The 19392-nt window shown below is 53.8% G+C and carries 16 protein-coding genes; 4 read left to right on the top strand and 12 right to left on the bottom strand.

The window, feature by feature from the left end:
• Nucleotides 1-19 precede the first annotated feature (19 nt).
• Nucleotides 20-2281, top strand: coding sequence for a transglycosylase domain-containing protein (locus tag H8B14_RS16720; protein WP_187316890.1), 2262 nt, complete (start codon nt 20-22; stop codon nt 2279-2281).
• A 207-nt stretch (nt 2282-2488) separates the two neighbouring features.
• Nucleotides 2489-4312 carry an excinuclease ABC subunit UvrC gene (uvrC, locus tag H8B14_RS16725; RefSeq protein WP_187316796.1) on the top strand — a complete coding sequence of 608 codons (1824 nt, stop codon included), beginning with the start codon at nt 2489-2491 and terminating at the stop codon, nt 4310-4312.
• A 90-nt stretch (nt 4313-4402) separates the two neighbouring features.
• Here the strand turns inward: uvrC and porN are convergent, their stop codons facing one another.
• From porN to lipB, 10 genes are all read right to left on the bottom strand, one after another.
• Nucleotides 4403-5275, bottom strand: a complete 873-nt coding sequence (gene porN, locus H8B14_RS16730; RefSeq protein ID WP_187316797.1) for a type IX secretion system ring subunit PorN/GldN — start codon at nt 5273-5275, stop codon at nt 4403-4405.
• Nucleotides 5276-5320: 45 nt separating this feature from the next.
• A complete protein-coding gene (gene porM, locus H8B14_RS16735; protein ID WP_187316798.1) occupies nt 5321-6907 on the bottom strand; it encodes a type IX secretion system motor protein PorM/GldM in 1587 nt (528 codons plus the stop codon).
• 59 nt (nt 6908-6966) lie between these two features.
• Entirely contained in the window at nt 6967-7734 is a 768-nt protein-coding gene (gene porL / locus H8B14_RS16740) for a type IX secretion system motor protein PorL/GldL (RefSeq protein WP_261990073.1), read from the bottom strand.
• Nucleotides 7735-7867: 133 nt separating this feature from the next.
• Complete coding sequence (gene porK / locus H8B14_RS16745; protein WP_187316800.1) at nt 7868-8887, bottom strand: T9SS ring complex lipoprotein PorK/GldK; 1020 nt, start codon at nt 8885-8887, stop codon at nt 7868-7870.
• Between the two features lie 236 nt (nt 8888-9123).
• Nucleotides 9124-10113 (bottom strand): PorP/SprF family type IX secretion system membrane protein, encoded by a 990-nt coding sequence (locus H8B14_RS16750; RefSeq protein WP_187316801.1) that lies wholly within the window; start codon nt 10111-10113, stop codon nt 9124-9126.
• 144 nt (nt 10114-10257) lie between these two features.
• The gene (locus H8B14_RS16755) at nt 10258-11088 is read right to left on the bottom strand and encodes a uroporphyrinogen-III synthase (RefSeq protein WP_187316802.1); all 831 of its coding nucleotides are present in this window, start codon (nt 11086-11088) and stop codon (nt 10258-10260) included.
• 70 nt (nt 11089-11158) lie between these two features.
• Complete coding sequence (locus H8B14_RS16760) at nt 11159-12361, bottom strand: DUF4271 domain-containing protein (RefSeq protein WP_315984846.1); 1203 nt, start codon at nt 12359-12361, stop codon at nt 11159-11161.
• 17 nt (nt 12362-12378) lie between these two features.
• Complete coding sequence (locus H8B14_RS16765) at nt 12379-13395, bottom strand: MraY family glycosyltransferase (RefSeq protein WP_315984847.1); 1017 nt, start codon at nt 13393-13395, stop codon at nt 12379-12381.
• Nucleotides 13396-13503: 108 nt separating this feature from the next.
• On the bottom strand, nt 13504-13920 hold the full coding sequence (locus H8B14_RS16770; RefSeq protein WP_187316804.1) for a hypothetical protein: 417 nt from the start codon (nt 13918-13920) through the stop codon (nt 13504-13506).
• Nucleotides 13917-14735, bottom strand: a complete 819-nt coding sequence (gene lipB / locus H8B14_RS16775; RefSeq protein ID WP_187316805.1) for a lipoyl(octanoyl) transferase LipB — start codon at nt 14733-14735, stop codon at nt 13917-13919. Before lipB ends, H8B14_RS16770 begins: the two co-directional genes overlap by 4 nt.
• Nucleotides 14736-14901: 166 nt before the next feature.
• On the opposite strand from lipB, the gene H8B14_RS16780 reads away from it, so the two are divergent.
• Complete coding sequence (locus tag H8B14_RS16780) at nt 14902-15261, top strand: YraN family protein (protein WP_187316806.1); 360 nt, start codon at nt 14902-14904, stop codon at nt 15259-15261.
• Between the two features lie 6 nt (nt 15262-15267).
• Here the strand turns inward: H8B14_RS16780 and H8B14_RS16785 are convergent, their stop codons facing one another.
• Nucleotides 15268-16233, bottom strand: coding sequence for a toxin-antitoxin system YwqK family antitoxin (locus tag H8B14_RS16785; protein ID WP_187316807.1), 966 nt, complete (start codon nt 16231-16233; stop codon nt 15268-15270).
• 193 nt (nt 16234-16426) lie between these two features.
• Nucleotides 16427-18271: a molecular chaperone HtpG gene (htpG, locus tag H8B14_RS16790; RefSeq protein WP_187316808.1), complete on the bottom strand. Its 1845-nt coding sequence runs from the start codon at nt 18269-18271 to the stop codon at nt 16427-16429.
• 713 nt (nt 18272-18984) lie between these two features.
• Here htpG and H8B14_RS16795 point away from each other — a divergent pair.
• Nucleotides 18985-19326 (top strand): hypothetical protein, encoded by a 342-nt coding sequence (locus tag H8B14_RS16795; RefSeq protein ID WP_187316809.1) that lies wholly within the window; start codon nt 18985-18987, stop codon nt 19324-19326.
• Nucleotides 19327-19392 lie beyond the last annotated feature (66 nt).

Consider the following 19392-nt stretch of genomic DNA (forward strand, 5'->3'; position numbering starts at 1 on the left):
TACGGGTCTGGCCCGCGCCATGTGGCTGCTTTTCGGCGCCGGCGTGCTCGGTTTGGTTGTGTTTGTAGTTGCTGTCAGCATCAACTTTCTGAATCTGTTTGGGCAGATGCCGAACCTGAAGACGCTGGAAAGCCCGCGCAGTGAGCTGGCCTCGGAAGTGTACTCGGCCGACGGCGTACTGATGGGCAAGTATTTCCGCGAAAACCGCACCCCGGTTGCCTATGAAGAACTGGCCCAGACCACCATCGACGCCCTGATTGCCACCGAGGATGCCCGCTTCGAGGAGCACTCCGGCATCGACCCTAAAGCCTTGGCGCGGGTGGCATCGGGTGTGGTGCGGGGCGGCAAGAACGGCGGTGGCTCCACGCTCAGCCAGCAGCTGGCCAAGATGCTGTTCCGCACTCGCGAAGACCTCAACAATGGCCGCCTCAACGAGGTGCCGCTACTGGGCATGGTCATCACCAAAACTAAGGAGTGGATTCTGGCCGTGCGCCTGGAGCGCAACTACACCAAGCGCGAAATCCTGCGGATGTACCTCAATACCGCTGATTTTGGCTCTAATGCCTTCGGCATTAACGTGGCGGCCAAAACGTTCTTCAATAAAAAGCCACGGGTACTCACGCTGGAAGAGTCGGCGCTGCTGGTGGGGCTGGTGAACGGGCCATCGTGGTTTAACCCGGTGCGCAACCCGGAACGCTCCAAAAAGCGCCGCAACTGGGTGCTGAGCCAGATGAGCAAGTACCAATATATCGACGCTCCGACGCTGGCGGCAGCTAGTGCCAAGCCTATCAAGCTGGACTATAAGGTCGAAAACCAGAACGAAGGCATTGCGCCCTACTTCCGCACCGAGCTCAGCAAAACCCTGCGCGACTGGGCCAAGGAAACCGACCACGACCTGTACTCCGACGGCCTGAAGATTTATACGACCATCGACTCGCGGATGCAGAAGTATGCCGAGTCGGCCGTGGCCGAGCACATGAAGCTGCAGCAGAAGTGGTTCGACCAGCATTGGAAAGGCCAGCAGCCGTGGCGCGACGAAAACGGCCGCCTGATTCCGAACTTCCTGAGCACGTCCATCAAGCGCACGGCCCGCTACCAGTCGCTGAATGCGCGCTATGAAGGCAACAAGGACTCCATCAAGTACTACCTCAACAAGAAGTACAAGATGAAGGTGTTCACCTGGAAAGGTGGCGAGAAGGAAGTGAATATGTCGCCGATGGACTCTTTGGCTTACTATAAGCGCCTGCTGCACGCCGGATTTATGGCCATGAACCCGCTTAATGGCCAAGTTAAGGCTTGGGTGGGCGGCATCGACTATAAGTACATCAAGTATGACCACGTGAAGCAGGGCAAGCGGCAGCCCGGCTCCACCTTCAAGCCGTTCGTCTATGTGGCTGCCATCGACCAGGGCTACTCGCCCTGCTACCAGCGGCCCGACGTGGCTACCACGTTTCCGGCGGAGCGTGGCCGGCCGGCTTACACGCCCCGCAACTTTGAGGGTAGCTTCTCGGGCCGCACATTTACGTTGCGGCAGGCCCTGGCCCGTTCCATGAACTCTATTACGGCGTGGCTGGTGCAGAAGCTGGGCCCCGATGTGGTGGCCAGCTACGCCAAGCGCATGGGCATCACCTCCCCTATCGATGCCGTGCCAGCCATCGGCTTCGGCTCCTCCGACGTGAGCATCTACGAGTTGACCGGCGCCTACAGCACCTTCGTCAATAAAGGCGTCTGGACTGCGCCCATCATGGTGACGCGCATCGAAGACAAAAACGGCAACGTGCTCCGCGAATTCGTGGCCCAAACCCGCGAGGCCCTAAGCGAAGAAACCGCCTACCTGATGACGCACATGCTACGCGGCGCCACCGAGGAGCAGGGCGGCACCAGCATCATCCTGAAAGCGGGCTTCAAGTTTCCATATGAGATGGGCGCTAAAACCGGCACCACTAGCAACTACTCCGACGGCTGGTTTATGGGCCTCACGCCCGACCTAGTGTGTGGCATGTGGGTGGGCGGCGAAGACCGCAGCATCCACTTCCGCACCGGCGCCTACGGGCAGGGCTCGCGCCTGGCGCTGCCGATGTACGGCGTCTTTATGAAGAAAGTGTACGCCGACAAAAGTATCGGCATCAACACTGGCCCGTTTCCGAAGCCCAGCAAGCCACTGGATGTTGAAATAGACTGCTCGCGCTACTACAACGGCGCCACCCAACGCGACACCATTCCCTACGACCAGAAGCTGAACCAGGTAGAGCTGGAAGACCTGAGCGAACAGGATATCTAGCGCCCGAAATGGCGGATTAAACTGATTTTTACAGAATGTGGCCGGGACAACCCGGCCACATTTTTTGTTGTGATTCGTGCGCTACTACTTGCGTTGCGTATCTCCGCGCAAATCCGCTGCGTACCTCAGCAAAACAAAGCACGATTGAACTGATTCGGGTCTTGCAGCCATCTGCGAAGTTCACTCAATCTGCACCATCTGTGATTTATGGCCGCCAAAGAACACCTGCAGGAACAAATCCGCCAGCTGCCGCACCGGCCGGGCGTGTACAAATATTTCGACGATGAGGGTATCATCTATGTGGGCAAGGCCATTGACCTGCGCAAGCGGGTAAGCAGCTACTTCACCAAGCAGGACCACAACAAGAAAACCCAGCAGTTAGTCAAAAACATTAAGCGCATCGAATTCACCATCGTGGATTCTGAGTCCGATGCGTTTCTGCTGGAAAACAACCTCATCAAGCAGCACCAGCCCAAGTACAACATCCTGCTCAAGGACGGCAAGACCTACCCCTACCTGCTGCTCACCAACGAACGGTTTCCGCGTCTGATTCCGACCCGCAACAAGCGTCCCGGCGACGGCCGTTATTATGGCCCTTACGCCAACGTTACGGGCATGAACCTGCTGCTGGAACTGATTCGGGCGTTGTATCCACTGCGCACCTGCACCTACAATCTGTCGCCGGAAAACGTGGAGGCCGGTAAGTTCAAGCCGTGCCTGGAGTTTCACCTCGGCAACTGCAAAGCGCCCTGCGTGGCCAAAGAAGACGAGGAAACTTATAACGGCTACATCCAGCAGATCCGCCAGATCCTCAACGGCGACCTGCGCCTACCCAAGCAGTACTTCCGCGACAAAATGACCCAGGCGGCGCAGGAAATGCAGTACGAGCTGGCCCACCAGTTCAAGCTCAAGCTTGACAAGCTAGATGAGTTTCAAAGCAAAAGCACCATCGTTAATGCGTCGCTGTCCAACATCGACGTGTTCAGCATTGCGTCCACCGAGAAGCTGGCCTTTATCAACTACCTCAAGGTAATGAATGGCTCCATCATCCTCACGCAGTCCATTGAGGTGCAGAAAAAGCTCGATGAACCCGACGATGAGATTCTGGCGCCCATGATCATGCAGATTCGTGAGGAATTTGAGAGCCAGAGCAAGGAGGTGCTAACCAATGTGGCAATACCTGCGTTGCCACTGCCCGGCGTGGTTATCAGCCAGCCCCAGATCGGCGACAAGCGGAAGCTACTGGAGCTGAGCATCAAGAACGTGCTGTATCTGCGTAAGGAAAAGGAAAGCATGAACGACCGAAGCAAGGATGTCAACGAGGTGCGCATTATGGAAACCATCCGCAAGGATCTGCGCCTCACCGAGCTGCCCAAGCACATCGAATGCTTCGACAACTCCAACTTCCAGGGCGACAATCCGGTGGCCGCTATGGTGTGTTTCCGCAACGCCAAACCAAGCAAAAAGGACTACCGCCACTATCATATCAAAACCGTTATCGGCCCCAACGACTTCGACTCGATGTACGAAGTGGTGTCGCGCCGCTACCGCCGCCTTGTGGATGAGGGCGCCAGCCTGCCCCAGTTGGTTATCGTGGATGGCGGCAAGGGCCAGCTGAGCATGGCAGTGAAAGCCCTGAAAGACCTGAACCTGTGGGGGCAGATGGCCGTCATCGGTATTGCCAAGCGCCTAGAGGAAATCTACGTGCCCAACGATCCGCTGCCGCTTTACATCGATAAGAAAAGCGAGTCTTTGCGCCTGTTCCAGCGCATGCGCGACGAAGTACACCGCTTCGGCATCACCTTCCACCGCAGCCGCCGCGACGCTGCCACACTTAAAACCGAGCTAACCGACGTGAAAGGCCTCGGCCCCATTACCGCTGACAAGCTGCTGACCAAATTCAAGTCGGTCAAGAAAATCCGGGAGTTGACCGAAGCGCAGCTTATTGAAGAAGTTGGCAAGGCCAAAGCCCGAATCCTGCTTACTTACTTCAGCGAGCAGGAAACAACCACTGCCCCCGCCCCCGAATAATTAGCCCGCCCCTAGCACACAAAGAAAAACCCCAACCAGTTAACTGGTTGGGGTTTTTCGTAAGGCAGAATCAACTACCGAATTCGCGCTTTAGAACGACCACAGGTTGTACTCGTACTCGATGAGGTCGGAAGCGGCTTGCTGCGAAGCGAGGATACCTTGCTGCTGACCACCGTAGATCTCATCCAGGCGTGCATCATTCGGGTTTGACACCTTCACGATGTAGGAGTTGAACAGCCAAAGCTCGAAAGCGTCAGCGAGGTTCTTGTGCTGGGCGTCGTTTTGCGAGTTAAACCAGATGGCTTTGTCCGGATTATTGCGGAACACCTTCACCAGGTCGCTGTACTTGAATGTGCCGATAGGCTTTTCGATACCCGAAGCGTTAGAGCTCAGCGTGGATGGCACTAGCAGCGTGATGGTTTTGATATCGTGATACATCCGCGACCGTTTCTTGTCGAAGATCATATCCTCTTTCAATTCCATCTGATACAAATCCTTATAGCGGTAGGCATAGCTTGGAGCTACTGCCGGAGCTTTAGGAGCCGCTTTAGCGCCTTTCTTTTTCGGTGCGCCCCAGTCGTCGGCGGTATCATCCGTGAAGCCGGCGGCGCGTTCTTCGTCGCTCAGCCCCGCGTTTGATTCGGCATAGGACATGTTAGACGTCACTTCGTTACCCGTGAAGGTAGTCGTTAGCGAATCGTTACGGTACGCAACCAATTCACCTCGTTTCACGGCCTCCAAAATCACGCGGCTGATTTCCTTGCCTTCCGAAAACATGGGTTTGTTCTGCTTTTCACGCAGGTCAATTGCCCGTGTGATTGTCTTGCGGAACATGATATCCGAGTTCGGAATCGGACGATACGAGCCATTACTGCTCGCGGTAGTGGCTTGCTCCTGAGCCGAAGCAGCCCCCGAAAGGGTCAGGCCGGCAGCTAGGACAGCGAAAGAGAGAACCTTGTTCATAATGCGTGAAAGCGAATCGCCCCTTTTTAGTTCACCAACTACAGCTTACAGCAACGGCACGTTGAACTGCTTCGATACATTCACCTGCTCCGTGTTGCCCTGGAAGTTCATACGCTGAACTTCTTTTACTTCGATATACAGACGGTCACCTTCGCGGGCTTGGTCTACCACTCGGCTCAGATCAGCGTTCGGGCCACTTACCGGAATCATCGGCATGGCCGGACGCTTACCGCGTACCAGTGTCACCTCATAGCGCGACACGCGGAAACGGGCGTCGTCGGGCAGGAACGTGGCGAAGCCCGCGTCAGGAACCGCTTTGAGGTTCATGTTGCGTACGGCCGTGATGGGCGTACCCTGCTTTTCGTTGGCCGGACGGCCGCCCACCCAGCACTGGATATCCGGCTTGGGAATCGGACGCACCTGGAAGGTTTGCGAGCCGATAGGGTTACCACCGCTGCTAACGCTCAAGGTTACTTCTTTAGCGTTTGGCACCAGCGTTACTTCGCCTTTCGCCGAACCAGCAATAGTAGAAGCACCCGAAGCAGAGAAGCTTGGAGCATATTGGGCGCCCAAAGCGGGTACCTGCACGCTCAGTTTGTTGCCACAACGGAAGTACAGCGCCTGCACCGAAGCAGACTGAATCTGCATAACAGGTTTGGTAACGGTGTAAGGCACCGTCACTTTGAAGGTGGTGTCGCGGCCGTTCTGCTTGAAGCGGATGGTACCCGTCCACTGTGCTTTGGCATTGCCAGCAGCATCGAAAGAACCTGGACGAGCCGTGAATTCCACTTTGCCTTTGCCGGTGGAAGCATCAACTGCCAGCGGCGAGCCATTCAGAGTCATGGTTGGGCGAAGGCCCGTTGCCGAAGCCGTCAGGAACAGTTCTGCCTTATACTTAGTACCGGCAGCTACGGTGTTCGACTCTGCCGAAGCAAAAGCACCCACCTTATCGAAAACAATAATATTGCCACCGACTTCCTGTGAAAGCTTAGCCAGTGCATCCGACTCATACTTCAACACTTCTGTTTCCTTCTGCGACAACGTCGCCAGTGCGGCTACCAGTGGGGTGTTTTCGAAGTTCAGCTCCGCAAAGTTCTTGGCGCGCTGCTCCGGATCTGTTACCATCGGGTCTTCCTTGGCGTCGAGTGCCAGTGGAGTTGCGTTGGGAATAATCTTCTGAATATAAGCTGAATATTCGTTCAGCTTGTTCTTCATCTCATATGCCGCACCGTTCTTGGAAGCACCGAGCATCGTGATGGCCACTTTGTCTTCGGCACTCATGTTCTTGTACTCGCTCTTGCCTTTGGTGTTTTCTGTGGCAGTCACGAGTTTATCACGCACACCACGCAAATAGTCAATCATTTGCTTGGTGCGGTTCCGTACGTCTTCGCTCTGCCGCAGGATTGCAACGTCCTTGGCTGCATTCCGGTTTTTCTCTACCTGAGCGGCAATGCCCTTAACGGTTCCGTCGTGGTCTTTGGATACCTTTTCATTGATGCCGAAGAGGCTATCATCCAAAAACTTGAATTTCAGCAGAATTGCTGAGTTTACTTGAAGGGCCAGAAGTGCAGTCAGTACTAGGTACATCATGCCAATCATCTTCTGCCGTGGAGTTTCTTTACCTCCCGCCATCGTATCTGCCTATCTATATGTAAGGGTGGGACCGAAATTTTCCTTGCGTGCTTTCAGCCTTAGCTGGTAGCGCGCATGGCATTCAGCATGTTGCCATACACCCGGTTCAGCGAATTCAGGTTGCCCGTCAGAGCCGATACCTCATCTTTGAACTTCTCGGTGTCTTTGCCGGCCTCCGTCATGTTCTGCATGGCCTGGCTTAGCGTGCCATAGAATTGGTTCATGGACTTGAGGTGCGTGTTGGCATCCTGCAGTTCCATTTCGTACACTGCGTTCAGAGCGCCCAGATTCTTGGTTACATTCTGTACTTGTACATGGTATTCCTTGGCGTCCTTGGTAGCATCGGCCATAGCACCCATTGCCTGAGCAGTGTTGGCATAAGCCTCATTGATGCGCTCCAGCGACGTAGCAGCGCTACGTACTTTGGCGGTGTACTCGTCGGTGGCGCTGGTAGCATCACCGAGCGTGGAGAGTTGCTGCGTAGTGGTGCTCAGGCGGTTCAGGCCCTGGCCCAGCGAAGAAATAGCTTCAGGCGTTACGTTGGCATCCTTCAGCATGTCGTCCAGCTTGCGCGTGAGGCCTTTGCTGTTGTTTTCCTCTACAAAACGGTTGCTGTTGGTAGAAGGGTCGTAGCCTTCCGACAGCTCTGGATATACCAAAGACCAGTCGTGCTCTTTGGCTTGTGGCTGGAATGCGCTCAGAAAGAAAATAACGGCTTCGGTACCGAGGCCAACGATTAGCATAATGTCAGCTCCTTTCCAGTGCTGAATTTTGAACAGTGCTCCAATGATTACGACTGCGGCACCGATGCCGTAAATCTTGGGCATAAGCACATCATAGAGAAAACTACCGCCTTTAGCTGCCATGTGAATTGATTGTTGGAAAGAAGTGGTGACTTAGTGAAAACGCGAAAAACTCGGGGTAAATAAGGGAATTTGCTGCAGAAAGCAGGAGCGGTTTTTAGTTGATGCTGGCGTTGGTACCCATGCCAATTTGAATCATGGCTGTGCGGAAACCAATAAAGGAGCGCGAAGAATCCTGATACTCAAAGTTACGGGTGCCGGTCTCAAGGAAATAGGCAATGTCCTTCCACGAACCGCCACGCACTACTTTGCGGGGCTCATTGTCATCAGGATTGGTGGGGTTCATGTCCCATACCACCGGTACCGAAGCCTCCATGTAGGCATCATCACACCACTCCGAAACGTTACCCGACATATCGTAGAGGCCGAAATCATTCGGGAAGAACGAGCCAACCGGCGAAGTGTACGCGTAGCCATCCGAGGCATAGTCACCACGACCCGGCTTAAAGTTAGCCAGCATGCAGCCTTTGGAATTGCGCAAATATGGACCACCCCACGGGTAGGTAGCTAGGTCACGGCCACCACGGGCGGCGTATTCCCACTCGGCTTCCGAAGGCAAGCGGAAGTTTGGCGTTGGTGCCAGACCAGCTTCTTCGTTAGCAGCGTTTTTATTTTTGGTGCGCCAGTTGCAGAAGTATTTAGCTGCAAACCAGTCTACGCCTACTACCGGGTAATCATCAAACGCCGGGTGGGTATAGTAGTATTCCATCAGTGGGTCGCCCATGTGATAGGTGAAGTCGCGCACCCATACCGTTGTATCTGGATACAATTCGGTCATCACATACTCTTCGCCCAGCACGTCAATTGAGTCCTGCCGGATGGCATTCATGAACTGGCGGTATTCATTGTTCGTGATTTCAGTTTCATCCATGTAAAAGCCGGCAATAGTTACCTGCTTGTTCATATTCACCATAGATGCTGATATATCCTGGTCGGTCTGACCCATGTGGAATGTACCACCGGGACAGGGAACCATGCCGAAAGGAACTTCCTGAGGATTGAACTCGGGACGGTCCTCTGCTCCGACGAGGTCACCCTGTGGGCCCTTGCCAAAACCACAGCCTCCCAAAATCAGAGCCGAAATGGCAACGAGAGGCAATAAGAGAAACTTGTTCATGTTAGGAAGAAAATGACTGTTGAGCCGGCGATATCCGAAGATTACAATTTTGTGAGCTGGCAAATCTAGCGAAACTTACGTTCGTGCGCAAGCCTATCGCTCAATGCCGGTCGTTTGTCTACGAACTGACGGTAGTGCCAGTTAAACGATGAAGGGCAATGAGTTAGTGCGTACTTCCTAGAAATCCTTTCTCCACATACCCAGGGCACCAGAATGGTCCACTACAGTCAAAAAATCTAGAAACTGTACCGTGGCGTACGAATAGCCGGACGGATAAGCATACCAGGTTTCGGCAGACGGTAGGACAGCATAATCTCATGCGAGCTTAGTGCACGAGCATCTTGATTAAATGCAACAAAGTCGAACGCATAGCCGATCCGCAGTGCGTTATCCTTGGCTATTGCCAAGCCTGCCATACCAGTAAATGACTCTTGGTAGCGGTATCCAAGACCACCCCAGAATTTATCATTGAATGTCGCCCGGACATTTGCCTCGTATGAGTTATTCTTAAACGTAAACTTTCCGCTGTCACCAAACTTACCGGGCATCACCATCTTAACCAAGACAGAAGGTGTTACGACAACGGACGATGAAGCTTCAATATTGCCTCCAACCGTGAGGTACGAATGGTTTTCAGCAATGAACTGGGCCGTGTTGTCACCTGCTTCGCTCCTAAACCGGTAGTTGGAGCGCAACAAATTGTTGGCACTCAAACCCGCGTAGAGTGTAGCAGACTCGTACCATAAGCCTGCGCCTACATCAAATTTGCTGTCGGAACCTTCTAGCGGGACACTTGGGTCATTTGGATCGATAAATCGATGTTTGCCACTGCTCAGATTATTGAACAGACCTTGAATGCCTAAACCCAGAGTACCCTCTCCCACCTTTATGTGTTTGGAGTAGGAGAGCTGAGCATTTACCATTTTCATTACGGCAAATTTATCATAGCTCACACTCAAGCCAACACCTCCGCCAATTGCTCGCACTGGTAGAGAAGCAGTTAGAAGACCCGTCTGTGGTGAGCCGCCATCATCGAAGGAGGCGTTATAGCCCAAGTACTGATAACGTCCGATTGTTGTTATTTCCCCTTGCCCTTTAATGCCTGCGTAAGCAGGATTCAGGTACATGCCATTGAAACCGTAGTGCGTGAATTGGGGTTGCTGCTGGCCCAAGGCCGTACTTGCCGCAGTTGTCAGGAATAGTAAAGAGAGTAGCGTTCCTTTCATAGAAAGTCCTGATTTTGGGTTCGTTACGAAAAGGGTAAGGTAACGTAAGGTATTTCCAAATGTATGCAAAAAACCCTGTGCAACAAATCATGAGCAAAAAACAAAAGAGGAAGCAGAATTAACCGCTTCCTCTCTTGTTTTTTGCTAGGCGTTTTGCTTGCCGGACTTGTTTTTCTCCTTACCTACGTCCGGACTGTGATGATGACGAATGTAGGCTTCGATAGCCCCAGTCATAGATGGCGCATTGGGGTGGGGGGCTTCGATATCGAGGTCTAAACCAGCATCTATTACCGCTTTAGCAGTAGTAGGGCCGAAAGCCGCGATACGCGTGCCATTCTGCTGGAAATCAGGGAAGTTGATAAACAGCGAGCTGATACCGGAAGGGCTGAAAAACGCAATACAGTCGTACTTAACGTCCGACAGGTCTGACAGGTCGCTGGCTACCGTGCGATAGATGACAGCTTCAGTGAACTTGAAGCCGTTGGCACGCATAAACTCCGGAATATCGTCTTTACGGATGTCCGAGCACGGATACAGAAATTTCTCTGTCTTATGCTTTTTAATAACCTCGAAAAGATCAGCAGCTGTACGCTGGCCTACGAATAGCTTGCGCTTGCGTAGCACGATATATTTCTGCAGATAGTTGGCCGTCTGTTCCGAAATGCAGAAATACTTCATTTCTGCAGGCATCTCCAGCTTGGCTTCCTGGCAGATCCGGAAGAAGTGGTCAACAGCGTTGCGGCTAGTGAATATCACGGCCGTGTGCTCCAAGATATTTACCTTTTCCTTACGAAAATCCTTGTATGATACCGGCTGAACATCAATAAATTCGCGAAAATCCACTTTGATACCGTACTTCTCAGCAATAGAGAAGTATGGCGATACATCATTAGTGGGCTTAGGCTGGGTTACAAGAATGCTACTGATTCGGTTAGCATGACGGCCCGTACCCGGTTTGTCTTTGCTCTCGGCCATATTGTAAAGAAAAGGGTAAGTCTAGGGCAATAAAGAGATGATGACAGCCGAAGTGGTAAACGCCAACGACTTAGTAGGTGAAAACAATCAACTTAAGCAGAATGACCAGCGGAATCACTTCTGTGGCGCAAAGGTACGAAAACAAATGTAGATTCAGTAGGGAGGCTTTACGATGAATAGTGCGGGCCACGCGCACTACAGTGCCTACCAACAGCAAGGAAACCACACCGTTGGACACCCACAATACGGCGGCCGGCAGCGTCTGATTCAGGCCCAGGTAGAGGAGCATTACTAGGGGCAGACACAGCCCTAAGAACAGTAGCGTACGAATAAACTCCCGGTACTGGACGGCTACCAGCTCGCCAACATCAAAGATGTACCCCATTAGTTCGAGAAACAGGTACTTGCCCATCACAAAAGCGGCTATAATAGCCGTGTAGAGCAGTATTCGAGATATCAGGGCAGACTCGGGCACATCAAACAGCCGCTGCAGCATGGCAATGTTCTGCACATTGGTATGAATAGCAACCAGTAGCAGCGCAAAGGAGAGCGAGAAGACCACAACCAGCAAAATATTGAGCCAGGTCACGGTGGGCTTTACCAGAAATTCCTGTTGAGTTGCAGACTTACTCCACACATTATCGATCTGATAAATGCGTGCAAAGCCTGGTTGGTATGCAGCCCGAATGCTTCCGTATAGAAGCCCAATCAGGAGCAGAAACAGTAGAAAGACATTTTCACCCGGATGACTACGAGCTAATGGCTGCGCCAAGAGCGGGGCCACCGGACTTTTGGTAGGCCCTGCCTGAGCGGTAGTGGCAGCAGTACGAACCTCTACGAAGGAACTCAGGTTGGGCACCATCTGTGGATGCCACACGCAGAGCAGGTGTGGCCCAGGTGCGGAACCAGGTGGCAACAGCCGCGCCAGGTCGATTGTGTAGGCCGCCGCCGCCGGTGCCGTGAATACCAAGCGGTTATCCAGGAAAAGGCTCTGGCCGCTACGGGCAGTAAAAGATATTATGAACGGACGCTGTGGCCGTAACGGCAGCCATTGATAATAGGCGTGCGCCGGGCTATGATAATCAGGCAAGTAGAGTACCAGCCGATTGCGAGCTTCATCATGGATAAGCCAATCGGGGGAAAGTCCACTGCGCAGGGCAGGCGGAAGCGGCCGGTACTCTGCTGCTGCACCGCTACGGCCAGCAAGCAGGCACAGTAAGCACAGCAGGAGTTGCGGTGCTGATAGCCATACGCTGCGTCGCCAACGACTCATAAATAAATCAGGCCGCTTCAGGAAGCTACTCGTTGCTCAGCGCTACGGCTGCGATATACTCCCAGAAATACACTCAACACAACAGAGAAACCAACCAGGCAGCCGATGAGAATCGTATTGCCGAGGTAGGCGAAGTTAATGACGAACAGAATTACAATTATGTTGAGAAGAGCCAGCAGCAGCACTGTGCTGATTTGCTGAAAGCCCATGGCCAGGATACGGTGGTGTACGTGATTTTTATCCGGCGAAAAAGGCGAGCGGCCAGCCATCATACGCACAATAAACACCCGCAGCGTATCGAATAGTGGTACAAACAGGATGCCGGCTGCCACTGAAGGAGCCGAAGAGTTAAAAGGCTGACCTACTTTCAGGCCCATTTCGATGAACTGGATTGTAAGTACCGAAACGATGAACCCGCACACCAGAGAACCAGTGTCGCCCATGAAGATACTGGCCCGGTGGAAGTTGTAGCGCAGAAACCCGATAATGCCACCCATCAGACATACGGATACGAAAACGTAGTTGCTGAAGCTGGGGCCGCCATAGCGCACAAAGTAGTAGCCTAGGGTACTAACGATGGTCAGAACAATAGTGCCAGCCAAGCCATCAAGGCCGTCGATGAGGTTGATGGCATTGGTGATGCCCACAATAGCCAGGAACGTGAAGGCATAGCTGATACCAACCGGCAACTCCTGAATGCCCAGAATTCCCTGGAAACTGGTCAGGCGGACATCGGCCATGATCATGACAATGCCAGTGGCCAGCAACTGTCCCACAAACTTTTTGGAAACGGAAATCGAGACTAGGTCGTCTTTCAGGCCTACGAAAAACAGCACGATGCAGCCCGCCAGCAACTGCTGAATACCATTGCCCAAATCAGCGAAAATGGTAAGGGCCGACATGAAGCCGGCAAACACAGCTACTCCACCCAGCCGCGGCGTCAATGATTCGTGCACAGTACGCACGTTGGGCGTATCGAGCATATTTTTCAGATGCGCGATGTAGATAATGGACGGTACGGCGAACAGAGCCACCAGAAACGCCCAAAGAAAGGACAAGCTTAATTGTATTCCGAGGGGGGTCATAAGCAGGCAGCTTGAAAAGGAGCGGTGAGGCCGAACACTGAAAACTGCGGAAAGTATCTACACATGCAGAATACCGTCGCGGCCAAGCAACGCAATAGGAGTCAGGTTGGCGGGAACGATAGAATCAGGAACGAAAATGAATTTCTTGTCGAACACTTGCGCGCCCTGGTAGTAGCTCACCCAGTACTGATTGTTGAGATGAAAAAGTGCCGGATCAATTGGCTCGATTGGCACTGCTGAGAGCGGGGCTACTTCAGCAAAGACATGACGAAGGGTGGAAGTCTTTACGGCTTCCCCGTCGGGCTGGATGCCGTAGCCGTGCGAGTTGACGATGACGTTCTGCAAGGCATAGTCGTTGTCGTTGACCAAGTACACCAGCCAGCCGGGCTTGCCTTCTTCTGTGGCAGCAGCCTCATCGGGCACTACTGCCACAGTTACACCCTCTACCGGATCGAATTTGATATCTTCTTTCATGCGGATACTTCAAATGTGGGTACCGACAGCACCGGACGTCCGGCGGCCAGCAGCCATTCGGCCTCAAACAAACGCGCCAGGTGTGGTAGCAAACGGGTTTCCACTTCGGCCAGCGGAACCTGCCGCCCTAACTCCTGGGCCATGGAAGTCACAGCTTTATCGGTGATGCCACAGGGTACTATGTGGCCGAAATACGACAAGTCTGTGTTGACATTAAGAGCAAAGCCATGCATGGTGACCCAGCGGCTGCACTTCACGCCCATTGCACATATTTTGCGCGGATTGGCGGCTCCTTCCTCGAAATCGAACCATACGCCGGTAAGGCCGGCAATGCGGCCTGCTTGTAACCCATAATCGGCCAGCGTCAGAATAACGGCTTCTTCCAACAGCCGGAGGTAACGGTGGATGTCGGTGAAGAAGTTGTCGAGGTCGAAGATGGGGTAGCCGACCAGTTGGCCGGGGCCGTGGTAAGTAATGTCGCCGCCGCGGTTGATACGATGGAACGTAGCGCCGTGGGTTGCCAGGCCAGCTTCGTCAAGCAACAAGTGCTCAGGCTTGCCACTTTTGCCCAGCGTGTACACTGGCGGATGCTCACACAGTAGCAGATAATTAGCTGTAGACTGCGGTGCATGGCCAGCCTCTGTGGCTTGCCGGTTATACGTTTTCACGCTCAGCGTGTGCGCCAGCAACTGCTCTTGGTATGCCCAGGCTGCCTCATATCCGATCAGGCCCAACTGCTCTACCCGAATTAGCCGGCTAGCTAGAGCGGCCGAAACCGCATCGGCGGGCACCACATGAAGAGAATTTTCGGGCATAGCATTGGGCACTTGGCAACAAACAACCTACCCACTGGGCAGGCGGGAAGTTGAAATGAGTCCGGAACGGTAAAAACCCTTCCCGGAAAACACCCAAAGTTACTAGATTCGAAACCAAACTCAATTTGCCGACCGGCAACCGAAGTGTTGTACTTATAACCCAACCATGGCAACTGCCGCCCACGACCTAGGACATGCCGGCGAGCAAGCTGCCGCTGATTATCTGATGCAGCAAGGTTTGGAAGTGCTTTACCGTGGCTACAGGCACGGGCGCGCCGAAGTAGACCTTGTGGCCCGGCACCACCCTCATCTGCTCGTGTTTGTGGAGGTGAAAGCCAGGTCCTCCAGCCAATATGGCTACCCCGAAACCTTTGTATCGGAACGAAAAAAGCAACTATTTCGGCTGGCCGCCGAGCAACTGCAAGTAGTTCTGGACTGGACCGGCGACATTCGGTTTGATATTCTGGCCGTCACGCCTACAGCGGGTGGCTTCCGGATTGAACACTTCGAAGACGCCTTTTACTAAGGGATTCTACTTGCGGCTCCCTGGGCGGTCCGTCACCGCGTCGCGCTTGTCGAACTTGTCTTTCTCATACACCATCACCCCGTTGCGGTTGTACTCCTTCACGAGAATCGGCTCGGTTACTTCCGGGTCGAAGCCAGATTCGCCGTAGGTGTAGACGTAGTGCCGGCGGTCTTTAGTGTTGCGGAACCCCCAGTACTTGGTCCACTCCCCTACTTTCTTACCATTCTCAAACTGCCCTTCCCACTCGCGCTTGCCGTTTTCCGTGAACTTCACATAGTCACCTTCGAGCTTGCCGTTCACGTAGGGCACCACCTCTTTCAGGAGCTTGTTGCCGGCATCGTAATAGGTCACGTTGGCGTCGCGGGGGAAGCCCATTTCGTAGTGCTGCTTGTTTACCAGCACATTGTCTTTGGTAAGCTTTTCCCAGCGGAGGTGTTTGGTGCCCATAGCAAAGAAGCCGGTTTCCACCAGTTTGCCGCCCTGAAACTTCTTGTATGGGCCGTGCAGTACCTTATCGGTGGCCGGGTCTAGTTCGCTGTTAGCCTTGAAAATCTTCCGTTTGCGTGGGTTGAAGTAGTACACCGAAATGGCGTAGGAGCTGGGCTGCTGAAACGCCTTGAGATAGTAAAACACTTCCAGCACCTGGTTTTTGCCCTTCGGGCCCGACTTGGTAAAGCCCTTCTTGATTCGCTCCCCAAGGAAGATGTTCTTCTTTTTCTTTTTGCCTTGGCGCTGGGCTAGCTTTTCTTTGTCCTTATCAGCCTTTTGCTGCTCCTTGGTCAGGCCCAGCTTTTTGGCTTCAAGCGAAGGCGCATTAGTAGTGTCGCGGGAGGTAGTAAGCGTGTCGACCCCTGCCACTGTGCCACCAGCGTCAGGGCGGCTATTGAAGGATACAGTCTTCCTGGAACAAGCTTCCAACGTGCTAATAGCAGTCAGCAGCAGTAGCAGAATATGTAGACGGAGAAAGCGCATTGGCGTAAATACAGGCAGTTTTTGCAGCATCAAACGTAAAGATAAAGGGATTTGGTGCCCTAATTCTGCCACCTGCCAAATCGAGTTTGTACAGTAGAGGTTAGGTTTGCTCCTTGCAGTTAAACTAAAAACACCGGCTACCTATGGCGGCCGGTGTTTTTATACTGTTTTAAACTACTGATACTTTTTAAAACTACTCCGCTCCGAGCAATTCCGCGCTACGCTTCACAAACGCAGTCAGCGCTTCGCCTTTCAGCATATTCTGAGCGAGCAACGCCAGATCAAATGCCTGGCGAGCCAGTTTCTGGCCTGCTTCACTTTCTGCACGCAATACACGCTGCGCTACCGGGTGGTTGGCATTCACGCTTACGGTATAGCTGTCAGGCAGCGAGCCGAACATCTGCATACCTCCGCCACCACCAGCACGCTGCATGTCCTTCATGCGGCGCATAAACTCAGGCACCGTAATAATTACCGGCGCATCCTGTGGCGACAACGCTTCCACCTGCACGTGCATCTGCTCGTTGCTGATGGCCGTCTTGAACAGGTCCTGCAGCTTGGTTTTGTCGTCGTCGCTGAGGACGCTTTCAGTGGTTTCCTCTTTCTCAATCAGCTTGCCGACGGTATCGGCGTCGACGCGCTTGAAGGTGGTTTTCTCCAGCTTCTGCTCCAGCTGCCCAATGAAGTGCGAATCGAGCGGGCCGTTGAGTTCCAGCACATCGTAGCCGCGCTCCGTGGCAACCTGCACGAAGCCGTGCTGCGCCTCGGCGTCGGTGGTGTAGAGTACTACCGTTTGCTCGTTCTTGTCTTTCTGGTTGGCCTGCACGAACTCCTGGTACTCGGGCAGCGTGAACAGCTTGCCGGCCACGTTCTGCACCAGCGCAAAATCCTTGGCTTTGTCGTAGAACTTTTCGTCGGACAGCATGCCGTACTTCACGAACAGGCCGATATCCGACCACTTGGCCTCGTAGCCAGCACGGTCCTGCTTGAACAGGCTGCTTAGCTTGTCGGCGACCTTCTTGGTGATGTAGGTGTTGATTTTGCGCACTGCAGCATCGGCCTGCAGGAAGCTGCGCGACACGTTCAGCGGAATGTCGGGCGAGTCGATAACGCCGTGCAGCAGCATCAGAAACTCAGGCACAACGTCCTTCACCTCATCGGTGATGAACACCTGGCGCGAGTACAGCTGGATTTTGTTGCGCTGAAACTGCAGCTCGTCCTTCACCTTCGGGAAGTACAGAATGCCAGTCAGGTTGAAGGGGTAATCGACGTTGAGGTGAATCCAGAACAGCGGCGGCTCGGAAAACGGATACAGCTCTTGGTAGAACTTCACGTAGTCCTCGTCGGTCAGCTCGGCCGGCTGCTTGGTCCAGATGGGGGCCGTCTGGTTGATTACTTCGCCCTCAAACTCAATTTCGATGGGCAGAAACTTGCAGTACTTGGTGAGGATGCCTTTCAGACGCGCTTCCTCCAGAAACTCGTCGGAATCCTCGGCTACGTGCAGTACCACGTCGGTGCCGCGCTCGGCCTTGGCGTGCTCGCCGGTAGGCTCTTCCAACGTAAACTCGGTGCTACCGTCGCACGTCCAATGGGCCGTCAGCGTATCCTCTTTATAGGATTTCGACCAGATTTCCACCTCTTTGGCCACCATGAAAGCCGAGTAGAAGCCTAAGCCAAACTGCCCGATGATCTGGTCTTTGGTGGCGGCATCCTTCTCCTTGTATTGCTCCACAAACTCGGTGGCGCCCGAAAAGGCAATCTGGTTGATATACTTTTTGATTTCCTCGGCCGTCATGCCCAGGCCACGGTCGGAAATCGTGATTTTGCGCGCTTCCTTATCGACGGTCACGCGCACCTTCAGCTCGCCCAACTCGCCTTTGAACTCGCCCAGCTGCGCCAGGCTTTTCAGTTTCTGCGTGGCATCTACTGCATTGCTGACCAGTTCCCGCAGGAAAATCTCGTGGTCGGAGTACAGAAACTTCTTGATGATGGGAAAGATATTCTCGGTGTGAATCGAGATGCTGCCTTTCTCTTGCATAGCGCGTGAAAAATGGAGGTGAACAAGTAAAAACCGGACGATCTGCCAGCTACCTGGGGCACTGGTGTCGTTGGCTGGTGCGGTTCAAATCCTATTCCACCCTGCCGGGCGCTGTCATCCTGGCAGCGTTCCTCGGCCTTTTCCTGCGCTTGGCGCGCCACAGTAGCAGGCCAGTCAGTTGCGTCTTTTCTTAAGCTACTAACCGACGACCAGCTGCTTGCCCGAACCAACCACTGAAATTAGCCACCGCTCCCTCTTGCGGCAGGCACTGGCAGCCAACTCAGGCTGCCGCCGCCCAACGCCGAACAGCAGCCGCCGGATTTTCGACCGGCATAGCCAAGGCATGTTCTATTTTAGCTTGCGCAGCCCGAAAAACAGTGGCCGGCCGACGATACCCTAGTCGGGCCGGGCGATAATAGAAAGGGGCCATCTTCATACAAACAGCGCTTCTGAGGCCGCAGGAGTACGCAGCTTCAGGCCAGGGCGAAGCACGTTGGCAACGCGGATAATCAGGCGGGCAGTTAGCTTTTTCATAGGGTATTGAGTGAGAGGAAATCCTACCACAAAGGTCCTGCGGGTATGTTGCCTGCACGTTTTCACGCAGTTATGAATTCGTGAACTGGCTGCCTACTTCGATTACACTTTTTTTAGGCCGAGCAGGTGCAATTAAAATTTCCGTGTACATTTGCTTTTGTTCGACACATTGTTGCATAATGCAAACCTTTCGCTCCCGGCTGGCTATTCTGCTGCTGCTCTGCTTTACGCGGGTGCTGCTGCCGGAGGCGTGGGTGCTGAATCTGCACGCGCACGAACACACTTCCGAGGAGCCTACCCAGCTGCCGGGCGTGTTTAAGGGAAAGGCCCTGCTGAGTGCCAAGCACCAGCACTGCGCCGTCGACCACTTTTGTGATGTGCCGTTTCAGCCGGCCATGGCGATGCAGCTGCCCGAGGTTTTCCGGGCCTACCAGCGCAGCATTGCCGCGCCCATCGTATCGGTGTGGCGCGCGGCCCTCTGCCGCCCGGCCGACTTGCGCGGCCCGCCTTGCCTGAGCTAAACCCGTTTATGGCTGCCCTGGCGGCTTCGGCGTTGCCTGCCGAAGCGCCCTGCATCTGGGTTCATC

The organism is Hymenobacter puniceus (assembly GCF_014333525.1).
Taxonomy (GTDB): domain Bacteria; phylum Bacteroidota; class Bacteroidia; order Cytophagales; family Hymenobacteraceae; genus Hymenobacter.

Excerpts from the sequence above, each read along its gene's own strand:
- H8B14_RS16760 (WP_315984846.1), bottom strand. The coding sequence starts at position 12,361 with ATGAGTCGTTGGCGACGCAGCGTATGGCTATCAGCACCGCAACTCCTG.
- porK (WP_187316800.1), bottom strand. The coding sequence starts at position 8,887 with ATGAACAAGTTTCTCTTATTGCCTCTCGTTGCCATTTCGGCTCTGATT.
- lipB (WP_187316805.1), bottom strand. The coding sequence starts at position 14,735 with ATGCCCGAAAATTCTCTTCATGTGGTGCCCGCCGATGCGGTTTCGGCC.
- H8B14_RS16720 (WP_187316890.1), top strand. The coding sequence starts at position 20 with ATGTGGCTGCTTTTCGGCGCCGGCGTGCTCGGTTTGGTTGTGTTTGTA.
- H8B14_RS16795 (WP_187316809.1), top strand. The coding sequence starts at position 18,985 with ATGCAAACCTTTCGCTCCCGGCTGGCTATTCTGCTGCTGCTCTGCTTT.
- H8B14_RS16755 (WP_187316802.1), bottom strand. The coding sequence starts at position 11,088 with ATGGCCGAGAGCAAAGACAAACCGGGTACGGGCCGTCATGCTAACCGA.
- uvrC (WP_187316796.1), top strand. The coding sequence starts at position 2,489 with ATGGCCGCCAAAGAACACCTGCAGGAACAAATCCGCCAGCTGCCGCAC.
- H8B14_RS16750 (WP_187316801.1), bottom strand. The coding sequence starts at position 10,113 with ATGAAAGGAACGCTACTCTCTTTACTATTCCTGACAACTGCGGCAAGT.
- H8B14_RS16785 (WP_187316807.1), bottom strand. The coding sequence starts at position 16,233 with ATGCGCTTTCTCCGTCTACATATTCTGCTACTGCTGCTGACTGCTATT.
- porM (WP_187316798.1), bottom strand. The coding sequence starts at position 6,907 with ATGGCGGGAGGTAAAGAAACTCCACGGCAGAAGATGATTGGCATGATG.
- porL (WP_261990073.1), bottom strand. The coding sequence starts at position 7,734 with ATGCCCAAGATTTACGGCATCGGTGCCGCAGTCGTAATCATTGGAGCA.
- H8B14_RS16770 (WP_187316804.1), bottom strand. The coding sequence starts at position 13,920 with ATGAAAGAAGATATCAAATTCGATCCGGTAGAGGGTGTAACTGTGGCA.
- htpG (WP_187316808.1), bottom strand. The coding sequence starts at position 18,271 with ATGCAAGAGAAAGGCAGCATCTCGATTCACACCGAGAATATCTTTCCC.
- porN (WP_187316797.1), bottom strand. The coding sequence starts at position 5,275 with ATGAACAAGGTTCTCTCTTTCGCTGTCCTAGCTGCCGGCCTGACCCTT.
- H8B14_RS16780 (WP_187316806.1), top strand. The coding sequence starts at position 14,902 with ATGGCAACTGCCGCCCACGACCTAGGACATGCCGGCGAGCAAGCTGCC.